The organism is Paenibacillus turicensis (genome assembly GCF_017873435.1).
In the GTDB taxonomy this organism is placed as follows: Bacteria; Bacillota; Bacilli; order Paenibacillales; family Paenibacillaceae; genus Fontibacillus; species Fontibacillus turicensis.
Genome location: NZ_JAGGKG010000008.1, coordinates 152,433 through 170,792 on the forward strand (window position 1 = coordinate 152,433; position 18,360 = coordinate 170,792).

An 18,360-nucleotide genomic window follows, 5' to 3' on the forward strand; every position below is an offset into this window, starting at 1 on the left:
TTGTATGCCTATTTTAACCTTTCATGGTCACTCTTGTGTACAAATTGCAGTAGAAGAACAATCCTTGCTGATTGATCCTTTTCTAAGAGGTAATGCGCTTGCGGTAAGTCAACCAGAGGATATTATAACCGACTTTATTTTACTAACTCATGCTCATACAGATCATATTTTAGATGCGGAGCCGATTGCGAAAGCGAATCAAGCAAAGGTGGTCGCTATCGTTGAATTGGCTACCTATATGTCCTGGAAAGGGCTAGAGACGATTGGCATGAATATGGGTGGTACGGTTGACTTAGGTTTTGCTCGAGCTAAAATGGTACAAGCTTATCACACCTCTGGGATTGTAATCGAGGATAAGCAGCAAATCATGTATGGAGGTATGCCAGCAGGCTACGTCATCCAAGCCGGAGGCAAAACGATCTTACATGCGGGTGATACAAGTTTGTTTGGTGATATGAAAATGATTGGGGAACGTTATGATATTGATGTAGCCTTCATTCCGATTGGTGGGCATTATACGATGGACCCTGAGGATGCGTTACAGGCGGCACAGTGGTATGGCGCCAAGCTGACGATTCCTGTACATTGGAATACCTTCCCTGCGATTCAGCAGGATGCAAATAAATTTGTGATGAGGCTTGAGGAGAATGGCTTACAGGGCAAGGTGCTACAGCCTGGGGAAAGCTTATCGCTGTAAGATATAAATAACAGATATAAATAACAAGTTCTAAATAACATCGAAAAATACTCGCTCTTGAGCGGGAGAGTCATAGGTAAAGTGAACACTGTGCACTGAACAGCGAACAGGATTAAACTTTATCTAAGTCCTTCTGCAATACTAGAGCGAGTTTTTTATAGAGAAGCTTGCTGAATCATTAAATAATGTAAGTGTTTAATCTGAAATTATTGTGGATTTGTGGTCCAAATTCCTGCTGTTTTCACTAATACACGGGGTGGTAACTTCAAGGTGGCAAGTGCAAGCTCTGCTACATCCTCAGGTTGCATCATCCGATCCTCATCTCCGATTTTAAGCCCTGCATTGACAGCAAGATCAGTATTCACAGTACTTGGTGTTAATGCTACGACACGAATGTTAGATTTACGAACCTCCTGCATAAGTGACTCCGTAAAGCCCATTAAAGCAAATTTGGATGCACAATACGCGGAGCCTGTTGCGAACCCTCGTTCACCCGCAGTGGATGCTACGTTGATGATATCTCCACTTTTTTGCTCTAGTAAAAAAGGCAAAGCCGCTTTGGTCACATAATACGTTCCCATTAGATTCACTTGGATAATACGCTCCCAATCTGCAATGTCCATCTCAGCGACAGTGCCCAACTGAGCAACGCCAGCATTATTAATTAAAATATCCACAGAACCAAGCGCATTGGTAAGCTTTTGAACCGCGAATTCTGCTTCTGTATAGGTAGCAATATCTGCGCTAGCAACTTCAACCTTAACGCCATATTGTTGCTGTAATTGCTGCTGTAATGATTCTAAATCAGCGGTAGTACGAGCAATTAAGCCGAGATTTACCCCTTCCTTTGCAAGTGCAATGGCGATGGCCTTTCCGATTCCTTTTCCTGCTCCAGTGATAATGGCATTTTTATTTTTTAGTGACAAGCTGGATCGCCTCCATCAACATAATAGTTTTCACCCATAGCTTACCATTATAAATAATTTGACATCAACACGGTATTGATTTATCTTAATATTAAGATACTTAATGACGGGGTGAAAATATGAGTCCAAATCGTAATGAAGCATTGGATTTATTTATTGCATTATCAAGAGCTAACCAATGGGTAAATGCCATTTCGGATCAAGATATACGGGAAAATGACATGACACGTACTGAATTTGCAGTGTTAGAATTGTTACATCATAAAGGACCTCAGCCTATTCAGCAGATCGGAAACAAGGTGTTGATGAGTAGCGGTAACATTACATATGTCGTAGATAAGCTAGAGAAAAAGGGGTTTGTTAAGCGTAGGGCTTCTAGCGAGGATAGACGTTTAATTTATGCGGAGGTTACGCCTGCTGGTAGCCAGTTTATTGAGCGTAATTTTCCTAAACATGTTCAAGCGATTGAAAGGGCAGTGAGTGGACTTTCCTTAGAAGAGAAAAAAATCGCAACGGCCTTACTGAAAAAGTTAGGGAAAGCAGCGCAAGAGCAATCTTAGGTATAAATGCCTATATATTGTTGGAATTATCACAGTTCCAAAATATGGACAAGTGATAAACTAGTCATTAAGAAGTTTACATCCTAGGGGGAATCATTTTGAGTAATTCATCATTTACCGATTTAGTGAAATCAAGACGTTCTGCTAACAAGTTTATCCCTGATACACCAATTACAGATAAAGAAATTGATGCAATTTTCTCTTTAGTCAAGTTTGCGCCTTCTGCTTATAATCTACAGCATGGTAATTATATCGTTGTGCGTGAAGAGGAAAATAAACAAAAAGTATACGAGGCAGCCTATAAGCAATACAAAATATTAACGTCTTCCGCAGTCATCGTCGTATTAGGTAATAAAAGAGCGTATGAAGATGTGGAAAAGCTCAATGAGGGTATGCTGAATTTAGGTATTCTGAGCAAGCAGGAGTTTGATCGCGAGGTTGAAATCGTTCGTCATGAATATGCAGCGCGTGGTGAAGACTTCATGCGTGATGAAGCGATTCGTAATGCTAGCTTGTCTGCGATGCAGCTTATGCTGATTGCCAAGGATCAAGGCTGGGATACTTGCCCAATGATTGGCTTTGATGCTACGGCACTGACAAGTGCATTGGATATCTCCGATGACTATGAACCAGTGCTGCTTGTAGCTATTGGAAAAGAGGATACCTCAAGACCTCGTCCTCGTGGTTACCGTAAGCCTGTGGGTGAATTTGTTAAAATGATGTAAGTGGTCAATTTTAAATCAAGTTTATTATATAAATGTAACGGGACAATCTTATTGTTCATATTGTTATATCTAAGCGGACATGGAAAGAATTTAGCCATGTCCGCTTTTGTCAAATTTACTAGAATTGACGTATACTAGAGGATATTAACCAGCTCAGAGTAAGCATTAAGTTAGAAAGTAATAAATAGTAGTGTTATCACATCGAAGAGGGGAAGGATGAATAACATATGGGTCTTTTTTCGTTTTTGAAAGGTCAATTTATTGAAGTTATCGAATGGAACAATACAGCAGGGGACATTGTTTACAAATTTCCAGTTTACGATAATGCGATAAAAATGGGCGCACAGCTTATTGTGCGTGAGGCTCAAGCGGCTATTTTTGTGAATGAAGGGGTTATTGCCGACGTATTTGGACCAGGTAGACATACATTACAAACTGAAAATATGCCACTTTTAACAGGGCTAAAATCTTGGAAATATGGCTTTAACTCTCCGTTTAAGGCAGATGTTTATTTTGTGAGCACTGCGATCTTTACAGACCAGAAGTGGGGGACAACTAATCCAGTAATTATGCGTGATCCTGAGCTGGGAGCAATACGTGTTCGCGGCTTCGGCAATTATTCATATCGGGTTAGTGATCCAGCTTTATTTATGCGTTCCTTGTTTGGGAGTAACGAACAGTTTACGCCAGATAATATTCATGGTTACTTTAAAACGTTAATGATTTCTACGTTGAGTGACGCCTTGGCGGAATCACAAATTCCTGTCATTGATCTTGCTACACGTTATGAAGAGCTGAGCCAAGGCATTGCATTACGCTTGGAATCTCATTTTCGTGAGTTAGGGTTTGCTTTTACAGGTTTTGTGATTGAAAACTTATCTTTACCACCAGAAGTTGAGGCAATGATTGATCGTAAATCTTCAATGAACATTGCAGGCAATTTAGATCAATATATGAAGTATCAGACCGCAGAAGCGATTCGTGAATCAGCGAACAATACTAGTGGTGGGTTAGCAGGTGCAGGTGCTGGTATGGGCGCGGCGATGGCAATGGGACAAATGATGCAAGGGGCATTAAATCCAAACGCACAAGGTGGTAACATCCCACCAGTACAGCCATCAGAGCAACCTAATGTCAATGCAGCTCCAAATGTGCAGGGTGAAGTGGCGTGTGGTAACTGTCAAACATCGATGAAGCCAGAGGATAAATTTTGCTCTCATTGTGGTACTCAAAGACCTGTCGCTAGTTTTTGTAAAGAATGTGGAACGAAGCTAGCTGTAGATGCAAAATTTTGCTCAGGGTGTGGCAGTAAGCAATAGAAGGGAACGATGATTTATGACGAGTGAACCCAATACAGCGTCATCGATGTTTCCTTGTGCTAGCTGTGGCGGTCAAATGTTATTTAATACAGAGAGCCAAAGCTTAAAGTGCCAGTATTGCGGACGAGAAGAAAGCATAGAGTCTATTTTAGATCAACCCGCAGAATATAAGCTAAATGTTGCTAACATGGAGTTATCTGCGGCGGCAGAATGGGATATTTCTGAACAAGTGATCTCATGTACAAATTGTGGGGGACAGATGGTCGTGGATGGGCTACAAAGTGCATTATTATGTCCTTTTTGTGGTTCGCCTAAGGTATTGCCTCAGCAGCATGTTGAGAGTACGATTCGCCCTGAATCGCTTATGCCTTTCCGTCTGTCTAAAGAGGAGGCGTTGGCTTCCTTTAGAAATTGGAAGAAAAAGCGTTGGTTTGCCCCCAATGATTTTAAACGTCAGCATTTAAATACAACTTTAAATGGAATTTATATTCCATTTTGGACTTATGACGCTGATAGCTCCTCCGCGTATTCTGCAGAGGTAGGCGTCTACCACTATCGTTACGAAACACGAACACGTACAGTGAATGGGAAGGTAGAGACCTATCAGGAACGTGTACGTTATACGGTATGGCATCATGCTAGTGGGGTATATCGACAATTTTATGATGATGTGTTGATTCCTGCTTCTAGTCATTATGATGATGCTTTGCTACGTAAAATTGGTGGCTTTAATTTGAAGAGCTTGCATTCGTATCAGCCTCAATATTTGAGTGGCTTCATTGCCGAGCGTTATTCTGTTTCTTTAAAGGATGGCTGGAATCAAGCCTGTCATGAGATGGATCGACGAATTGAATCGGGTGTGCGTTCTATCATCGGCGGTGATGAGGTACGTGGATTGCGAATAAAAACGAATTATTTTGACCAGACCTATAAGCATATTTTATTGCCAGTCTGGAACGCTGTGTACACGTATAAGGATAAGCAATATCGATATATGGTAAACGGTGAAACAGGTGATGTGTCAGGCAGGGCACCTAAAAGTGCTTGGAAAATTACCTTTTTTGTCTTGGCTTGTATTGCCGTTACGCTTCTTATCGTATGGTTAGTTAAGCAAGCAGAGTAGAAGAGGAATACAATAATATATTAGAGCAGTCCCTAATATCAGGCTAGCATTTTAGGCACTGCTCATTGTATTTTATGGTTAGCTCAAGTGATTACACAGAAACTACAGGCTTAGATTCATGATGGCTAGATACGGCACAAATTAAATGATGATAGCGATTTTGTTCACTTTTTGAGGTTAAATTACGATATTTTTCAAATAATGTTACACATTTTATAATCTCCCCTGCTTGACTAAAGCGAATAGCTAAGGTGAGCCCATCTAAAATACATTTGATCCCTTCCGCATAGCTTCCTTTTTCAATATAAAAACTAGCTAGTTCAATAAAAAATGAAATGTAAGCATCATCTAATGAAGTTTGGCTCATGTGCATCAATTGCTCTACGTCTAAGCTTAACAAATAACTTTGAAAACGGTGAAGAATGGGCTCAATTTCAAAGTTATATTTGTTAGCCGCTTGAACAATAATGACTAATGCAGGGAGTATTTCACTTTCTTGATTAGAAATATAATCTAAATAGGTAGATAATACCTGAATTTTACCCATCATAAGCTGGTACTGGAACGTATCGATTGTTGCACGTTCTCTATAATAGTTAATCCAAGTCTCAGCTTCCTCTACATGATCCTCCACACATTCTAAATTCCTATATAATGTTGTATAATGTAGCGCCATTTCATAGTTTTGTTGCTGTCCACATACTTTAGCTCTTAAATAATACCCCTCTAAAATATATGAAAACAGAGGCTGTTTTATTTTAAGAGTAAAGGAGTTTTTCTTAGAAGAATGGTGCTTGTACTGGTAATACGATTGCGCCTTTATCGTAAGCTTTTCCGCTAAAAGATCCAGTCGGCTCCAATCCTTTAGTCTCAGATATGTTGTTGCTAAGTCCTTGATGGCATCAAGCTCAATTTCTTCACTTAAATTATCAATATAGTTTTCAAATATGGCGGCAGCTCTGACAGTTTCAGTGTAATCCTCGCCAATACTTAATAAAAATAAGCGATATTGACATAACGCTAAGCGCTCTGAACGCTGATATTTTTCACATTCAGCAATCACCTTGTAGAGTATCCGTGATGCGTCGTAATAATCAAGCCTAAAAAAGTCCTCCGCCGTCTCAAACAGTTGAGGGATGTAGGCGAGTGTATCCATCGTAAGTCCGATGACCCGCTCGATACAATCAATTCGATTGAGCTCTGCACAACGGTACAAAAAGGGCTTCAATCGGCGCCAATTTGGTGGAGAATGCAAAAAGAAATCGTCTATATACGCATCATAAAATGCATCCGGAGGTAGTCCCATTCCAGCTGTAATTTTATCAAGCTGCCCCATAGCAAGGGAGCGGTTGCCATTTACCAATGCACTTAATGTCCCTACATTAATTTTCGTAAGCTTTGAAAAGTATTGAAAGGTGTAACCGTGCTCCTTCATAAATTTTTCTAATTCAGAGGTTATTATATTATTCTGTGTCAAACAATCACCACCTTTGTAGCTACTTTCGATAAAAGTTTATATTTAACGACACAGGAATGTATTTGGTAATATTGTATTTCTTTACATAATGGGTAAACTCCTTTATTTTCCTCGTTTTATTTTTTTCTTTTTTCCCTTTTTTCTATGACACAGATTTGACAATTCTCTCATGCCCAACCTACTAAATTCCTTATTCATAATTTGACTTGAAATGTCGAAATAGGAAGTATAGCAGAGACCTTAATTAGAGGTCTGCTTTAAAGGGAAGGGAGTTGTCTATATGAATGAACGACAGAGCTCACAAAAACAGTATTTTGGTATAAGAGGAAAGCTTACGCTCATTAAGACCAAGCTTATTGCTTCTTTGCTTATTGTATTGTTGATCCCCAGTGGCTTAATAGGATATGTATCTTATCAAAGTGCAAAAGATGAAGTCAGGAAACAAATGACGGAAGCGATAGAAAATAGCATGAAGCTAGTCCAAGAACAAATTAAGCAGTATATTACTGCTGTAATTAATAATGGTATGCTATTTGCAACTGAATTTGATGAGAGTGATCCTCGGGGTGGCGATGAGGTTCAGGCACGTCTAGATACGATATTAAAAGCACATAGTGAATTAGATGGAATCATTTTAGGTAATGAAAATGGAGAATCCTTACGATCACCTACAACAACGAGAACAGATTATGATCCTCGGGAACAGCCTTGGTATCAGGACAGTGTTAAATCACCAGGTAAAATTTCCTTTGGAGAGCCAACGATAGGTAGATTTTCTGGTAAATTAATTGTAACGATGGGCATGGCATTTACCGATGGCAAGGGTTCAGTTGGACAGAGCTTAAACTTAGGTCGGCTTATGGATACTTTAAAGGATGTAAAAATCGGAGATTCTGGATCACTTGTAGTACTTACCAATAGTGATAAAGTGGTGACAGGAGCAGGGAAGCTATTTGCTGATGGATTAGCGCCTAACATGGTGCTGGAAGGCTTAGAGCGGGACCCCAATGCCGGGGCAAACACTTCCTTAAAAAATATTGTGTATCAAGATAAAGAGATGGAAATGTTCACGATTATTGATGAAACAACAGGTTGGAGAATTATAGGACTCAGTGATATAGCTGACTATCGTGCAGCAGCAGCGCCTATTTTGTTAAAAAGCTTAATTGTAATTGCTGCCTCAATCGTATTATCAGCGGGCATCATTATTATGATGGTTCGTACGTTCTCTGTCCCTATGAAGAAGCTAACATTAGGTGCTACAAGTATAAGAGATGGCGATTTAACTGCTAGAATTGAACTGAAAAATCATGATGAGTTTGGTAATCTTGCCAATAGCTTCAACGAAATGGCGCAGTCCTTACGTCAGGTTGTAGCGGAAACACAGGTAACCTCGTCCCAGCTAGCAGATTCATCACGAACCATTCAGGAAAGTACAGAGCAGACGGCATTATCGATTCAGCATGTCGCAGAGACAATGCAAGAAACCGCGGAAATATCTAGTACAGGTGCAGAAGGGGCAGCCCAGACGGCAGATGCTGTGGAGGAAATGGCAAAGGGAGTTGGCTCTATTGCAGAATCTGCTGCCTCAATTGTGAGCTCAGCAGAGCAGACAGAGCAAGATGTCGCGGTAGGAAGTAAAGCGATTGGAAAGGTGAAGGAGCAGATGAACCGAATCCTTATCGCGGTGGATGAATCGACAGAGATGGTCAATGGACTTTCGCATTTATCGGAATCTGCTGTCCAAATGAATAAAGCCATTACGGATATTGCAAGACAAACGAATTTGTTAGCCTTGAATGCTGCAATTGAGGCAGCACGTGCTGGTGCAGCTGGACGTGGATTTGCTGTTGTTGCAAGCGAGGTGCAGAAGCTTTCTGAGCAGTCGAGTGATACAGCAAGTCACATTGGGGAGACAATTGGACAAATGATTGATCTTATCGATAAAACCAGTGAGATGATGAACGGTAACGTTCGTCAGGAGGTTGGTGCTGGGTTAGAGGTGAGCCAAGACGCAGAATCAGTATTTAAAAATATCGAAAATTCTACGCTGCAAATTTCAGAACAGATCCAAGATATTTCGGCAGCAGCTCAGCAAATTTCAGCGAGTACAGAAGAGATTTCAGCGACAGTAACGAATCTGGCTAGTGTGTCTCGACGCTCTGCAGATGGCGCACAGACCACTTCAGCAGCTACGGAGGAACAAATGGCGGTGATGGAGGAAATTTCATCTTCATCCGAACAGTTAGCTCACCTTGCAATTAAGCTACAACAGATGATTACTTCATTCAAAATCTAAGCAATCTAATTAAACAAAGTGGTGGATGTTCTAAGAAGCTTCACTTGCTTCCGATCATCCACCACTTTTATGTCTAGAAAAGGCTTAAACCCTTGAAATCCCAAGACTTAGACTAAACTTCTTAGACTAAACTTATCCTTGTGCTTCAAACCTTTTGATTACATCAATGACAACGTGTGTAGCTAACACCATGTTATCTAAGGACACAAATTCATATTTACCATGATAATTTTCCCCACCTGTAAAAATGTTAGGTGTAGGTAGTCCCATGTAGGATAACTGGGAACCGTCAGTACCTCCGCGAATTGGCTGAATAATCGGCGTGATATTTAACGCTTCAAGCACACCTTTGGCGATCTCTACAATTTCAAACACAGGTTCAATTTTTTCGCGCATGTTGTAGTAGGTGTCTTTAATTTGCACGGTAATGGTATGTTCTCCATATTTAGCTTGAAGCTGCTTAGCAGTTTGCTCAATCAGTGCTTTACGCTGCTCAAAGGCAGTGCGATCAAAATCACGAATAATATATTTTAAAGTTGCAGCTTCAACGTTACCGGATATATCTGTCAGATGATAAAACCCTTCGTAGCCTTCTGTCTGCTCAGGACATTCAGCCGTAGGCAACAGCGAGTGAAACTCCATAGCTAGCTTAGAGGCATTCACCATTTTATTCTTGGCGGTTCCAGGATGTACACTAACCCCTTGAAAGGTCAATGTAGCTGCTGCAGCATTAAAGCTTTCGTATTCAAGCTCTCCTACAGGTCCACCATCCACGGTGTAGGCGTATGTAGCACCAAACGCTGCAACATCAAACTTCTCAGGTCCACGTCCAATTTCCTCATCAGGTGTAAAGGCAACGCGAATTTTACCATGCTTAATTTCAGGATGCTTAATCAGATAATGCATGGCTGTCATAATTTCAGCAATCCCTGCTTTGTCATCTGCACCAAGTAAAGTAGTCCCATCTGTTGTAATTAAGGTATGTCCTTTATAGTTGTGCAAATTAGGGAAGTCAGCAGGAGAAAGCTTAACACCTAATGCAGCATTTAAAAGGATCTCTTGTCCGTCGTAATTTTCTACAATTTGTGGCGAAACATTTTCCCCAGAGGAATCAGGTGATGTATCCAAGTGGGCTAAAAAGCCAATAACGGGTATTTCCTTTTCTGTATTTGAGGGTAAGGTTGCCATCACGTATCCATAGGGATCAACAGTGACATCCTCCATGCCAATTTCGTTCAGCTCCTTCACGAGCTGGTGAGCCAACGTCATTTGCCCAGGAGTAGAAGGACAAGTTGAGTTATCCTCATTAGATTGTGTATTTACTTTTGCATATGAAATAAAGCGTTGCTTCAGGTCCTCTACAATTTCTTCTTTCAATTGCTGCTTCATTTTTTAGCACACTTCTTTCTCCATTTAGTTATATTATTTAATTTGAACCTCTAATTGGTCTATCATCCGCTTTGCTTCAATCAACGGTAAATTTGTTGCTTCACGTAGCTTCTTGATCGCACGAATGCTTTGTCCATTTTCTACCAGTGTGCGAAGCTCGGCTTGTAAGTGTGCATTTACAATTAAAGGACCATTGCCTAAAGTATGACTTGCCTGGTCTTCGTAAGTATAGGTTGGAGTTCCTTTTGGCACGTTTCCTGTCGATACATTGGAGGTGCCATAGACAAGCACATCTCTTAATTGCTTTTGCACAATATGAAGTTGTCTTTGCAAACTAATAACTTTAACTGTAAGCAGAAGTGTGATAGCTAATGAGCTGGCTGCAATCATCGTTACGGGATCCATACTTCCAAGCTCCTTTCAAAAGACAATGTAATCCCTTAATTATAACATGCACCATGAAATGCTTTAAATCATACCTCAGTAGTGTTCCCGAATATTTCTGCTAATAATGAATAGGAATGTAAACGTGCTGTATGATCATATATTTGTGCGGATAGGATGATCTCATCTGCTCCCGTTAGTTCCAAGTGTGATTCTAGCTTCGCAGCAACCGTGTTAGGGCTACCTACAGCTCCAAAGCTAAATTTACCTTGAACCAGTGCCTTTTCTTGTGCATTCCATAAAGAATCCATATCGTCCGTTGGCGGTTGAAGTCTTCCTGTTTTTCCTCGGATTAGATTCAAAAACTGCTGTTGCTGTGAAGTCGCTAAATATTTAGCCTGCTCATCCGTATCCGCTACGACGGCATTCACTGCTATCATGACATGTGGTTTATCTAATACCTCAGATGGGGTGAAATGACTACGATACAAGTCAAGTGCTGGCATTAAATATTCAGGTGCAAAATGGCTAGCAAATGAAAAAGGCAAGCCCAAACGACCAGCCAACTCTGCGCTAAAGCCACTAGAGCCAAGTAGCCAGATGGGAATATTTAAACCTTCACCAGGAATGGCCCTTACTCTAGAAGGGGCATGAGGATCAGGCTGGAAATACGCGCGAAGCTCACGAAGACGTTCAGGGAAATCCTGTCCATTGCTTCCAGGCCCTCGGCGTAGCGCTTGAGAGGTAGCGCCATCTGAGCCTGGTGCGCGCCCTAAGCCTAAGTCAATTCTACCTGGAAATAAGCTTTCCAAGGTGCCAAATTGCTCAGCCACAACAAGAGGTGAATGATTAGGTAGCATAATTCCGCCAGCGCCAACACGAATCTGCTTGGTATGTGCGGCGACTTGTCCGATTACAATCGAAGTTGCGGAGCTCGCAATTCCGGGCATATTATGGTGTTCTGCCAACCAATATCTATGATAACCCCAACGTTCTGCATGTTGTGCTAAGTCAATTGTATTTTTTAAAGAAGTGGCCACACTTCCTTCTTCAGTTACTGGGGCAAGATCGAGAATCGAAATGGGTGTACCTGCTAATATGTTGGATGTATGATTTTTAGCTTGATCTGTCACTTATAAAGCCTCCCTGTCTATTAGTTACACAATTAATTGTTTACAATTTATATCATACCAAAAGTAAGTGACTAACTTCAACTCCAAGAGTCCTTTGTTTAAATGACAGAGCGTGCTGAATGCACTTACAATTAATACAATTTGTCATTTTATTTTAAAGCGATTGTGACCAATTCACATTTGCTGCACATTATAATGAAGGAGAAGGATGGCATAAGAGATATAAATACATATCCATCTCGTTTATGATGATGCTAATTAGGGTAATGACTATAAAGCAGTTTAACCTTCTACTAGAAAGGTGGTACATGACATGAATAAATGGATAAAAACATGTCTGTCAATATTGATGATTGTGGTGATGACACCATTTTTACTTTCAAATACAAAAGCATCTGATTATAAAGATGTTACCCCAACAGTTAAACAAATTACTGAAGTGACAAAGACAGTATATATTAATCAAATAAGTACGGATGCTTCTGGAACAACATTGACGATAGAGCCAATTGAATGGTATCAAGGTGAAGAAGCACGTAAAGCTTTTGCAACGCATGAACCAGATGCTGGTCTTGATGGGCCACCAGATGGCTATTATATCGTGAACAACCATAAGCCTTTAGAAACGTATACTGTCTCTCCAGATGCAACAGTGATGATGCAAATTTATGATCGTACTGGCCAGCTTGAGGATATGGACATTCAAGCAAATGAACAAATTACGTTGGCTAAATTTAATAAAATCTTTGCTGACAATGAAAATTTAGATTTAAGTAATTTCCCTTACCATATTAAAATTCAAGACGGTGTAATTACATCAATTGTTCAACAGTATGTCCCTTAATGAGGGGAGAAAATAAGCTATAATTAGAAGCACAGGCTTCAGGAGCATCCCTTCCTGATTGTTTGTGCTTTTTTTATGATTGGATTTGAAATAACATGCCCATCTTGACGCTCATTTTTTTCGCTATATACTGATTAAAAGGGGATTTTGGGTGAAGATAAATAGTCACAAAAGTGGTATTGAAAGTATTTTTTAGGCTGATAATAGAATAGGTATTTAAGGATGAACACGCCTATGGTGATTTTTTTTAGTATACTAGTATTTTAGGCATAGTTGCTTATACCTATTTTTAAGAAAAGAGTGGGATAAATGCGTAGCGGGCTGAACTTAATACATCAGAAAAACACTTGGATGTTGCGCATAATCGCGCTTTTTTATGGTTGTGCCTTTATTATTCATACTCTGGTTAGAGGCAAAATCTCTGGTAGCCATCTTGGTGTAACATTACTCCTATTTTTCATTGCCTTTGTTTTTATAAAAATCCCCCGTTTGTCGAGCTTTACAATGATGATGATCTGTGTGTTAATGTTTGTGTATTTTTACTCATTAATTTTCCACACTCCTCATTACATTAATTATTTATTTATGGCGTTGGTACCGATCTCTAGCTTGATTTATCATGATTTACGACCTGTATTATTATCGAGCGTATTATATATTGGTTCTGGTTTATATTTTTTCTGGTATAAAGGCGATTTAATGTTCCCTGGTATGGGTAAAGAAGATTGGATTTATGTCGTTGCCTTTTCCGGATTTATATCTATATTTTGTATTATGTACACTAAAATGCTTAAAAATATTTTACAGCGAGCTGATTCGAACGAGGATCGATTGCAGACCATCTTAGACAATGTATCGATTGGAACGTGGTCCTACGATATCCATTCGGAGAAGCTGGAGCTGTCTGGTCGATTGGAGAAAATGTTAGGGCTGGAACATCACACAGCAATGACTGATTTAGCAACCATGTACTTATGTATCCATCCTGATGATCGCAAAGTAATTATGGATGCGCAGCAAGAAATGGTGCTGTGGCGACAGACCTCTTCTAAAGACTTTAGAGTTTTAAATAAGGATGGTTCCATTACGTGGCTGCAAAACCGAGGACGTCCTCATTTTGATTATAAGGGGCATTTAGTTCGTTTAGATGGGGTTGTCATCGATATTACTGAACGTAAAGAGATGGAGCAGCGAATTGAGTATTTAGCTTATCACGACGAGATGACGGGACTTCCTAATCGGGCAATGCTGAGCAAGAAATTTAAGGAATATAGTCAGTGGGCTCGTTCCTCTTTAGCGATGTTATTTATTGATCTTGACAATTTTAAAGAAGTAAACGATACATTAGGTCATGCGAGTGGTGATTTACTATTAAAGGATGTAGCACAAAAGCTATTAGCTGTTGTACGAGAAGAGGATACGATTTGCCGACTGGGCGGCGATGAATTTGTTATCTTACTAACTGATATGGATGAGCAAAGTATAGTAAAGGTTGCGAACCGCATTAAGCATAATTTGTCGCAAATTCAAACCGGTCATATTAGAGTAGGTGCAAGCATTGGAATCTGTGTAGCGACAGAAGGTGAAACGCTAGAGGACATGATTCATCGGGCGGATGAGTCGATGTATGGAGTAAAAAGAGGGAATGCAGACGTTGAGGTTAGGTTTTTAGATAAAAATCATTTTTCAGAACAATAATAGAGGAAGATAAACCGTCATGTTCGGGCCATCTTCCTCCTTTTAATTTGTTAAACTGTGTAAAATCCAGATTTAGTTTGAAGTGCTATAGCTTGGCCACAATCGCTTTAGAAGCAGAGAAATAGCCCATGTACCTAAAACCATAAAAAGCAGGATAAATGGGGTTCCGTATCTGGCAGTAGGTATAAATAAAAGCTGGAACGCTAACATGCCTGAGCAGCACCATGCCAAGAAATTACGTTTAAATAGCCAGTATAGTATAGAGGGTACGGCAATGAGCAAAGTAAGATAATGTAAGATTACACCACCGTAAACGTATAATTGAGGAAAATGGAACGTATCACTTACAAACATATTACTAAACAAGACTTGTAGCTTGCCTACAGTAAACCATTTGAGGTATAGCAGGAAATTAGCTTGAAACCCTTCTAAAATAACCTGAAGCCCATAGCTAGTCTGATCTAGACCAAGCGCATACATTTCTTTAAAGTTTATAGGCTCGTTAAAATAAGGATAGGCACCTGCTAATAAGGCATTACCGCTATCCGAAGCTAAAATCGTAAATTCATGTAATGAGACATAGTTTCTAATGATCCATGGTAAAAAGCAAACAACCATCGTTGCCACAAAGGGAAGGAGGCTCCTCCTCTTTTCTCTAACAAATGCCAAAAATATAATGGCTAATACAATTACAGGCAACATGCTTGGTCGAGTCAAAATTCCATAACTTAAGATCGCAGAGGCCATAATGATATTAAGTAACGTCGGGTTTCTCCACATTCTCTCCCATGCAGCAAAAAATAAAGCAAGTAAAAAAACAAATAAGGTTTCTGTCATAAATATGCCGGTCATAAAAATAAATGGCGGATAAATAGCTACAAAAAGGGAACCTAATAACGCTAAGCCCACTGAGGCCTTGCTTCGTATCAGATAAAATACTGGAATTATGGTTGCTGCCCCCAACAGGATTTGCACCCATTTATAAGCGGTTAAACTAAATGAGGTTAAGGTTAGAATAACATAACCAAAGAGCGGAAATCCGGGTGTTACTCTTGCGTTAGCGGTCTCACTTCCGTAACCATAAATGTGGTTATTAGCTAGTTGCTCTATCATACTGTAGTAGCGTTTACCATCCCCACCGAAGAAGTCTTGCGTACCTGTCACAAAAACATAAAGCGCACGTAGTAACACAGCAACTACAAAAATCAAGGTTAACCATAATGTCCTTCTTTTTGAAAAGCTGGAGGTGAATCGGTTTAACTGGTTTAGATTTAACATGTGAGTGGAAACTCCTCTTCTAGTAATGAAAATTCGTTAAGTTATAGTTTTTATGGACGTTACTTCAAAAATTATATATCCTTTTAGTAGGAGGATGACAAGACAAACATGAAGAAATTTTTAGATTTAGTAGAGATAAGAACAAAAGCAGCCAGTATGATCCCTTTTTTAATGGGGACTTCCTATGCGTGGTTTCGCTTTGATACGTTTCAAGTAGAGCATTTTATATTAATGTTAGTGTCATTGCTAAGCTTCGACATGGCTACAACCGCCATAAATAATTATTATGACTATCGTAAGGCGATCAAAAAACACGGATATGGTTATGAGGCGCATAATGCAATTGTAAGGTATAAAATGAATCCAAGTAATGTGGCGCTATTAATTATTGTTTTATTGGTGCTTGCGATTGGGGCAGGTGTCATATTATTTTTACACACGGGTTGGCTTGTCCTCGTATTAGGTGGACTTTCCTTTGGGGTTGGTATCCTTTATTCGTTTGGTCCTATTCCCATTTCACGTATGCCACTTGGTGAAATTTTTTCGGGTCTTTTTATGGGTTTTGTCATAATTTATATTTCAACCTACATTCAAGTGGGTAATCAATTAGCAATCTTAACATTTGAGCACAACAAAATACTGTTGGAATTAGTATGGACGGAGACGTTATGGTTGTTCCTTGTTTCTATTCCTGCAATCTTATGTATTGCAAACATTATGTTAGCCAATAACATTTGCGATATGGAAGAGGATATTGAAAATAAACGTTATACCCTTCCTGTTTATATTGGTCGTGAAAATGCCTTGATTTTATTTAAAATATTATATTACGCCTCTTTTCTAGACCTCATTGTACTCTATTTGCTGGGTGTTTCCCCAATCTTACTGTTGATTGCCTTACTCTCGATCATTCCAGTCACTAGAAATGCCAAGCAATTTATTGCTCAGCCAGTTAAAAGGTTGACCTTTAAATTAGCAGTGAGTAACTTTATGCTGACAAATATGTCCCGTATTGTTGTTTTGATCTTGGCGGCTATCTATGCCTAATTACGTTTAGGTCTTATCATGAAAAAAGCTCCTATAATAATAAAGACGAGCGCAAGGACAGGTTGCCCAAACACAAATTGATTGTATAGGGAGCTAAGTGAAAAGACGGCAAAAAATAATAAGGATAATCCAGCTAATATATTAATGGGGATTAATAAAAATTTGTTCCGTTTGCCAAACCAATAAAATTCAAAGAGTCCTACTGCGGGTGCTGCAATAAACCCTGGCCACATGTATTGCCAGCTATCAAATAAGGTAGAGATTTGGCAAACGAGACCTACTGTGAACAAAATACCGCCGGGGATGAGCAATCCTGTAAGCCTGCGGTAAGAAAACGAAAAATAAAACCAATGTAACAATAGTCCAACTGGAATTACAAAAATCGTAGGCCAAAAGGTAGCAAATATAGCTCCCGGGGTGAGTGCTTGCTCCTTAAACCACAACAAATAGATACCGATAATGATTAAAATAGGTCCTAACCAAGTTTTTTTATTCATTTTAATAATTCCTCCCTGGAATTTGTTTATAATATGTAATTTACTTTTTATCATTTTTGGAACAAGTTCAGTATACTATACTTTTTAAAACTGATGCTTCCGTCTACAGGGATAATATAAACTAGACTAAGGTCTAGTAATTTTTTTAAATATGACCTAAAAGGAGTTGATCGGCTTGTTAACCCATCATAAACCAGTCATTTCAATTAAAGATTTAAGGATGAAATATAGCGATCGGTACGTGTTAAATGGTGTTGACTTAGAGGTTTACCCAGGACAAATTATTGGATACATAGGCCCAAATGGCGCAGGTAAAAGTACTACCGTTAAAATCATGCTTGGTCTCGTGGAAGGCTTCACTGGGGATGTGACTGTGTTAGGTGCACGTGTAGGTGAAGAGGGAATAGACTTTAAGAAAAGAGTTGGTTACGTCCCTGAAATTGCTGAGATGTATGATATGTTAACCGCAATGGAATATCTTGTTTTTATTGGACAGTTATATGGCTTGGATGCAGATGAAGCAGAGAGCAAGGCAGGAAGGCTGATGGATCAGCTAGGGCTGTGGGAGATGCGTCATGCTACCATATCCACATTCTCAAAAGGGATGAAGCAAAAGGTTATGATCATATCAAGCTTGCTTCATAATCCGGATATTTTATTTTTGGATGAGCCTTTAAGTGGACTAGATGCTAATAGTGTCATCATTATTAAAGAAATGCTGGCATTGCTTGCAGCTGCGGGCAAAACGATTTTTTATTCTTCTCATATTATGGACGTGGTGGAGAAGATCAGTAGTCGTATCATTTTGTTAGATCAAGGGCGGATTGTCGCAGATGGCAGCTTTGAGGAGCTACAACAGCAGAGTCATGAAGGTTCATTAGAACAAATTTTTAATCAGCTGACAGGCTTTAATGAGCATCGTGAGATTGCTGAACGATTTGTATCAATTGTGCAAGGAGGGTAA

At 39.6% G+C, this 18,360-nt stretch carries 17 protein-coding genes; 10 read left to right on the forward strand and 7 right to left on the reverse strand.

Features of this window, described 5'->3' with window-relative positions:
- Nucleotides 1-4 precede the first annotated feature (4 nt).
- Nucleotides 5-697 carry a metal-dependent hydrolase gene (locus J2Z32_RS10305; protein WP_210089071.1) on the forward strand — a complete coding sequence of 231 codons (693 nt, stop codon included), beginning with the start codon at nucleotides 5-7 and terminating at the stop codon, nucleotides 695-697.
- A gap of 206 nt (nucleotides 698-903) precedes the next feature.
- Here the strand turns inward: J2Z32_RS10305 and J2Z32_RS10310 are convergent, their stop codons facing one another.
- Nucleotides 904-1,623: a 3-ketoacyl-ACP reductase gene (locus tag J2Z32_RS10310; protein WP_210089072.1), complete on the reverse strand. Its 720-nt coding sequence runs from the start codon at nucleotides 1,621-1,623 to the stop codon at nucleotides 904-906.
- A 119-nt stretch (nucleotides 1,624-1,742) separates the two neighbouring features.
- On the opposite strand from J2Z32_RS10310, the gene J2Z32_RS10315 reads away from it, so the two are divergent.
- The 4 genes from J2Z32_RS10315 (at nucleotide 1,743) to J2Z32_RS10330 (ending at nucleotide 5,350) form a co-directional block, all read left to right on the forward strand.
- Nucleotides 1,743-2,183 carry a MarR family winged helix-turn-helix transcriptional regulator gene (locus tag J2Z32_RS10315; RefSeq protein WP_210089073.1) on the forward strand — a complete coding sequence of 147 codons (441 nt, stop codon included), beginning with the start codon at nucleotides 1,743-1,745 and terminating at the stop codon, nucleotides 2,181-2,183.
- 98 nt (nucleotides 2,184-2,281) lie between these two features.
- Nucleotides 2,282-2,908, forward strand: coding sequence for a nitroreductase family protein (locus J2Z32_RS10320; RefSeq protein WP_210089074.1), 627 nt, complete (start codon nucleotides 2,282-2,284; stop codon nucleotides 2,906-2,908).
- 227 nt (nucleotides 2,909-3,135) lie between these two features.
- On the forward strand, nucleotides 3,136-4,227 hold the full coding sequence (locus tag J2Z32_RS10325; RefSeq protein WP_210089075.1) for an SPFH domain-containing protein: 1,092 nt from the start codon (nucleotides 3,136-3,138) through the stop codon (nucleotides 4,225-4,227).
- A 16-nt stretch (nucleotides 4,228-4,243) separates the two neighbouring features.
- On the forward strand, nucleotides 4,244-5,350 hold the full coding sequence (locus J2Z32_RS10330) for a TFIIB-type zinc ribbon-containing protein (protein ID WP_210089076.1): 1,107 nt from the start codon (nucleotides 4,244-4,246) through the stop codon (nucleotides 5,348-5,350).
- Nucleotides 5,351-5,441: 91 nt separating this feature from the next.
- On the opposite strand, the gene J2Z32_RS10335 is transcribed toward J2Z32_RS10330, so the two are convergent.
- Complete coding sequence (locus J2Z32_RS10335; protein WP_210089077.1) at nucleotides 5,442-6,827, reverse strand: helix-turn-helix domain-containing protein; 1,386 nt, start codon at nucleotides 6,825-6,827, stop codon at nucleotides 5,442-5,444.
- A gap of 280 nt (nucleotides 6,828-7,107) precedes the next feature.
- Between J2Z32_RS10335 and J2Z32_RS10340 the strand changes: the two genes are divergently transcribed.
- Nucleotides 7,108-9,126, forward strand: coding sequence for a methyl-accepting chemotaxis protein (locus J2Z32_RS10340; RefSeq protein ID WP_210089078.1), 2,019 nt, complete (start codon nucleotides 7,108-7,110; stop codon nucleotides 9,124-9,126).
- Nucleotides 9,127-9,258: 132 nt separating this feature from the next.
- Here the strand turns inward: J2Z32_RS10340 and pepT are convergent, their stop codons facing one another.
- From pepT to J2Z32_RS10355, 3 genes are all read right to left on the reverse strand, one after another.
- The gene (pepT, locus tag J2Z32_RS10345; protein WP_425342993.1) at nucleotides 9,259-10,515 is read right to left on the reverse strand and encodes a peptidase T; all 1,257 of its coding nucleotides are present in this window, start codon (nucleotides 10,513-10,515) and stop codon (nucleotides 9,259-9,261) included.
- A gap of 33 nt (nucleotides 10,516-10,548) precedes the next feature.
- A complete protein-coding gene (locus tag J2Z32_RS10350) occupies nucleotides 10,549-10,920 on the reverse strand; it encodes a hypothetical protein (RefSeq protein WP_210089079.1) in 372 nt (123 codons plus the stop codon).
- A 68-nt stretch (nucleotides 10,921-10,988) separates the two neighbouring features.
- Nucleotides 10,989-12,032 carry an LLM class flavin-dependent oxidoreductase gene (locus J2Z32_RS10355; RefSeq protein WP_210089080.1) on the reverse strand — a complete coding sequence of 348 codons (1,044 nt, stop codon included), beginning with the start codon at nucleotides 12,030-12,032 and terminating at the stop codon, nucleotides 10,989-10,991.
- A gap of 313 nt (nucleotides 12,033-12,345) precedes the next feature.
- Here J2Z32_RS10355 and J2Z32_RS10360 point away from each other — a divergent pair, with 313 nt between their 5' ends.
- Both J2Z32_RS10360 and J2Z32_RS10365 read left to right on the forward strand, forming a co-directional pair.
- Nucleotides 12,346-12,876, forward strand: a complete 531-nt coding sequence (locus J2Z32_RS10360) for a hypothetical protein (protein WP_210089081.1) — start codon at nucleotides 12,346-12,348, stop codon at nucleotides 12,874-12,876.
- Nucleotides 12,877-13,227: 351 nt separating this feature from the next.
- Nucleotides 13,228-14,574, forward strand: a complete 1,347-nt coding sequence (locus J2Z32_RS10365) for a sensor domain-containing diguanylate cyclase (RefSeq protein WP_210089082.1) — start codon at nucleotides 13,228-13,230, stop codon at nucleotides 14,572-14,574.
- 72 nt (nucleotides 14,575-14,646) lie between these two features.
- On the opposite strand, the gene J2Z32_RS10370 is transcribed toward J2Z32_RS10365, so the two are convergent.
- Nucleotides 14,647-15,852, reverse strand: coding sequence for a glycosyltransferase family 39 protein (locus J2Z32_RS10370; protein WP_210089083.1), 1,206 nt, complete (start codon nucleotides 15,850-15,852; stop codon nucleotides 14,647-14,649).
- 108 nt (nucleotides 15,853-15,960) lie between these two features.
- Here J2Z32_RS10370 and J2Z32_RS10375 point away from each other — a divergent pair, with 108 nt between their 5' ends.
- Nucleotides 15,961-16,899: a 1,4-dihydroxy-2-naphthoate polyprenyltransferase gene (locus J2Z32_RS10375; protein WP_210089084.1), complete on the forward strand. Its 939-nt coding sequence runs from the start codon at nucleotides 15,961-15,963 to the stop codon at nucleotides 16,897-16,899.
- Here J2Z32_RS10375 and J2Z32_RS10380 read toward each other — a convergent pair.
- A complete protein-coding gene (locus J2Z32_RS10380) occupies nucleotides 16,896-17,396 on the reverse strand; it encodes a hypothetical protein (RefSeq protein WP_210089085.1) in 501 nt (166 codons plus the stop codon). The genes J2Z32_RS10375 and J2Z32_RS10380 overlap by 4 nt on opposite strands.
- 220 nt (nucleotides 17,397-17,616) lie before the next feature.
- Between J2Z32_RS10380 and J2Z32_RS10385 the strand changes: the two genes are divergently transcribed.
- The gene (locus tag J2Z32_RS10385; RefSeq protein ID WP_210089123.1) at nucleotides 17,617-18,360 is read left to right on the forward strand and encodes an ABC transporter ATP-binding protein; all 744 of its coding nucleotides are present in this window, start codon (nucleotides 17,617-17,619) and stop codon (nucleotides 18,358-18,360) included.

Bases quoted from the DNA above. Each gene is read 5' to 3' on its own strand.
- J2Z32_RS10330 (WP_210089076.1), top strand. From the start codon at position 4,244: ATGACGAGTGAACCCAATACAGCGTCATCGATGTTTCCTTGTGCTAGC.
- J2Z32_RS10305 (WP_210089071.1), top strand. From the start codon at position 5: ATGCCTATTTTAACCTTTCATGGTCACTCTTGTGTACAAATTGCAGTA.
- J2Z32_RS10360 (WP_210089081.1), top strand. From the start codon at position 12,346: ATGAATAAATGGATAAAAACATGTCTGTCAATATTGATGATTGTGGTG.
- J2Z32_RS10375 (WP_210089084.1), top strand. From the start codon at position 15,961: ATGAAGAAATTTTTAGATTTAGTAGAGATAAGAACAAAAGCAGCCAGT.
- J2Z32_RS10325 (WP_210089075.1), top strand. From the start codon at position 3,136: ATGGGTCTTTTTTCGTTTTTGAAAGGTCAATTTATTGAAGTTATCGAA.
- J2Z32_RS10380 (WP_210089085.1), bottom strand. From the start codon at position 17,396: ATGAATAAAAAAACTTGGTTAGGACCTATTTTAATCATTATCGGTATC.
- J2Z32_RS10350 (WP_210089079.1), bottom strand. From the start codon at position 10,920: ATGGATCCCGTAACGATGATTGCAGCCAGCTCATTAGCTATCACACTT.
- J2Z32_RS10340 (WP_210089078.1), top strand. From the start codon at position 7,108: ATGAATGAACGACAGAGCTCACAAAAACAGTATTTTGGTATAAGAGGA.
- J2Z32_RS10315 (WP_210089073.1), top strand. From the start codon at position 1,743: ATGAGTCCAAATCGTAATGAAGCATTGGATTTATTTATTGCATTATCA.
- J2Z32_RS10370 (WP_210089083.1), bottom strand. From the start codon at position 15,852: ATGTTAAATCTAAACCAGTTAAACCGATTCACCTCCAGCTTTTCAAAA.
- pepT (WP_425342993.1), bottom strand. From the start codon at position 10,515: ATGAAGCAGCAATTGAAAGAAGAAATTGTAGAGGACCTGAAGCAACGC.
- J2Z32_RS10365 (WP_210089082.1), top strand. From the start codon at position 13,228: ATGTTGCGCATAATCGCGCTTTTTTATGGTTGTGCCTTTATTATTCAT.
- J2Z32_RS10385 (WP_210089123.1), top strand. From the start codon at position 17,617: ATGAAATATAGCGATCGGTACGTGTTAAATGGTGTTGACTTAGAGGTT.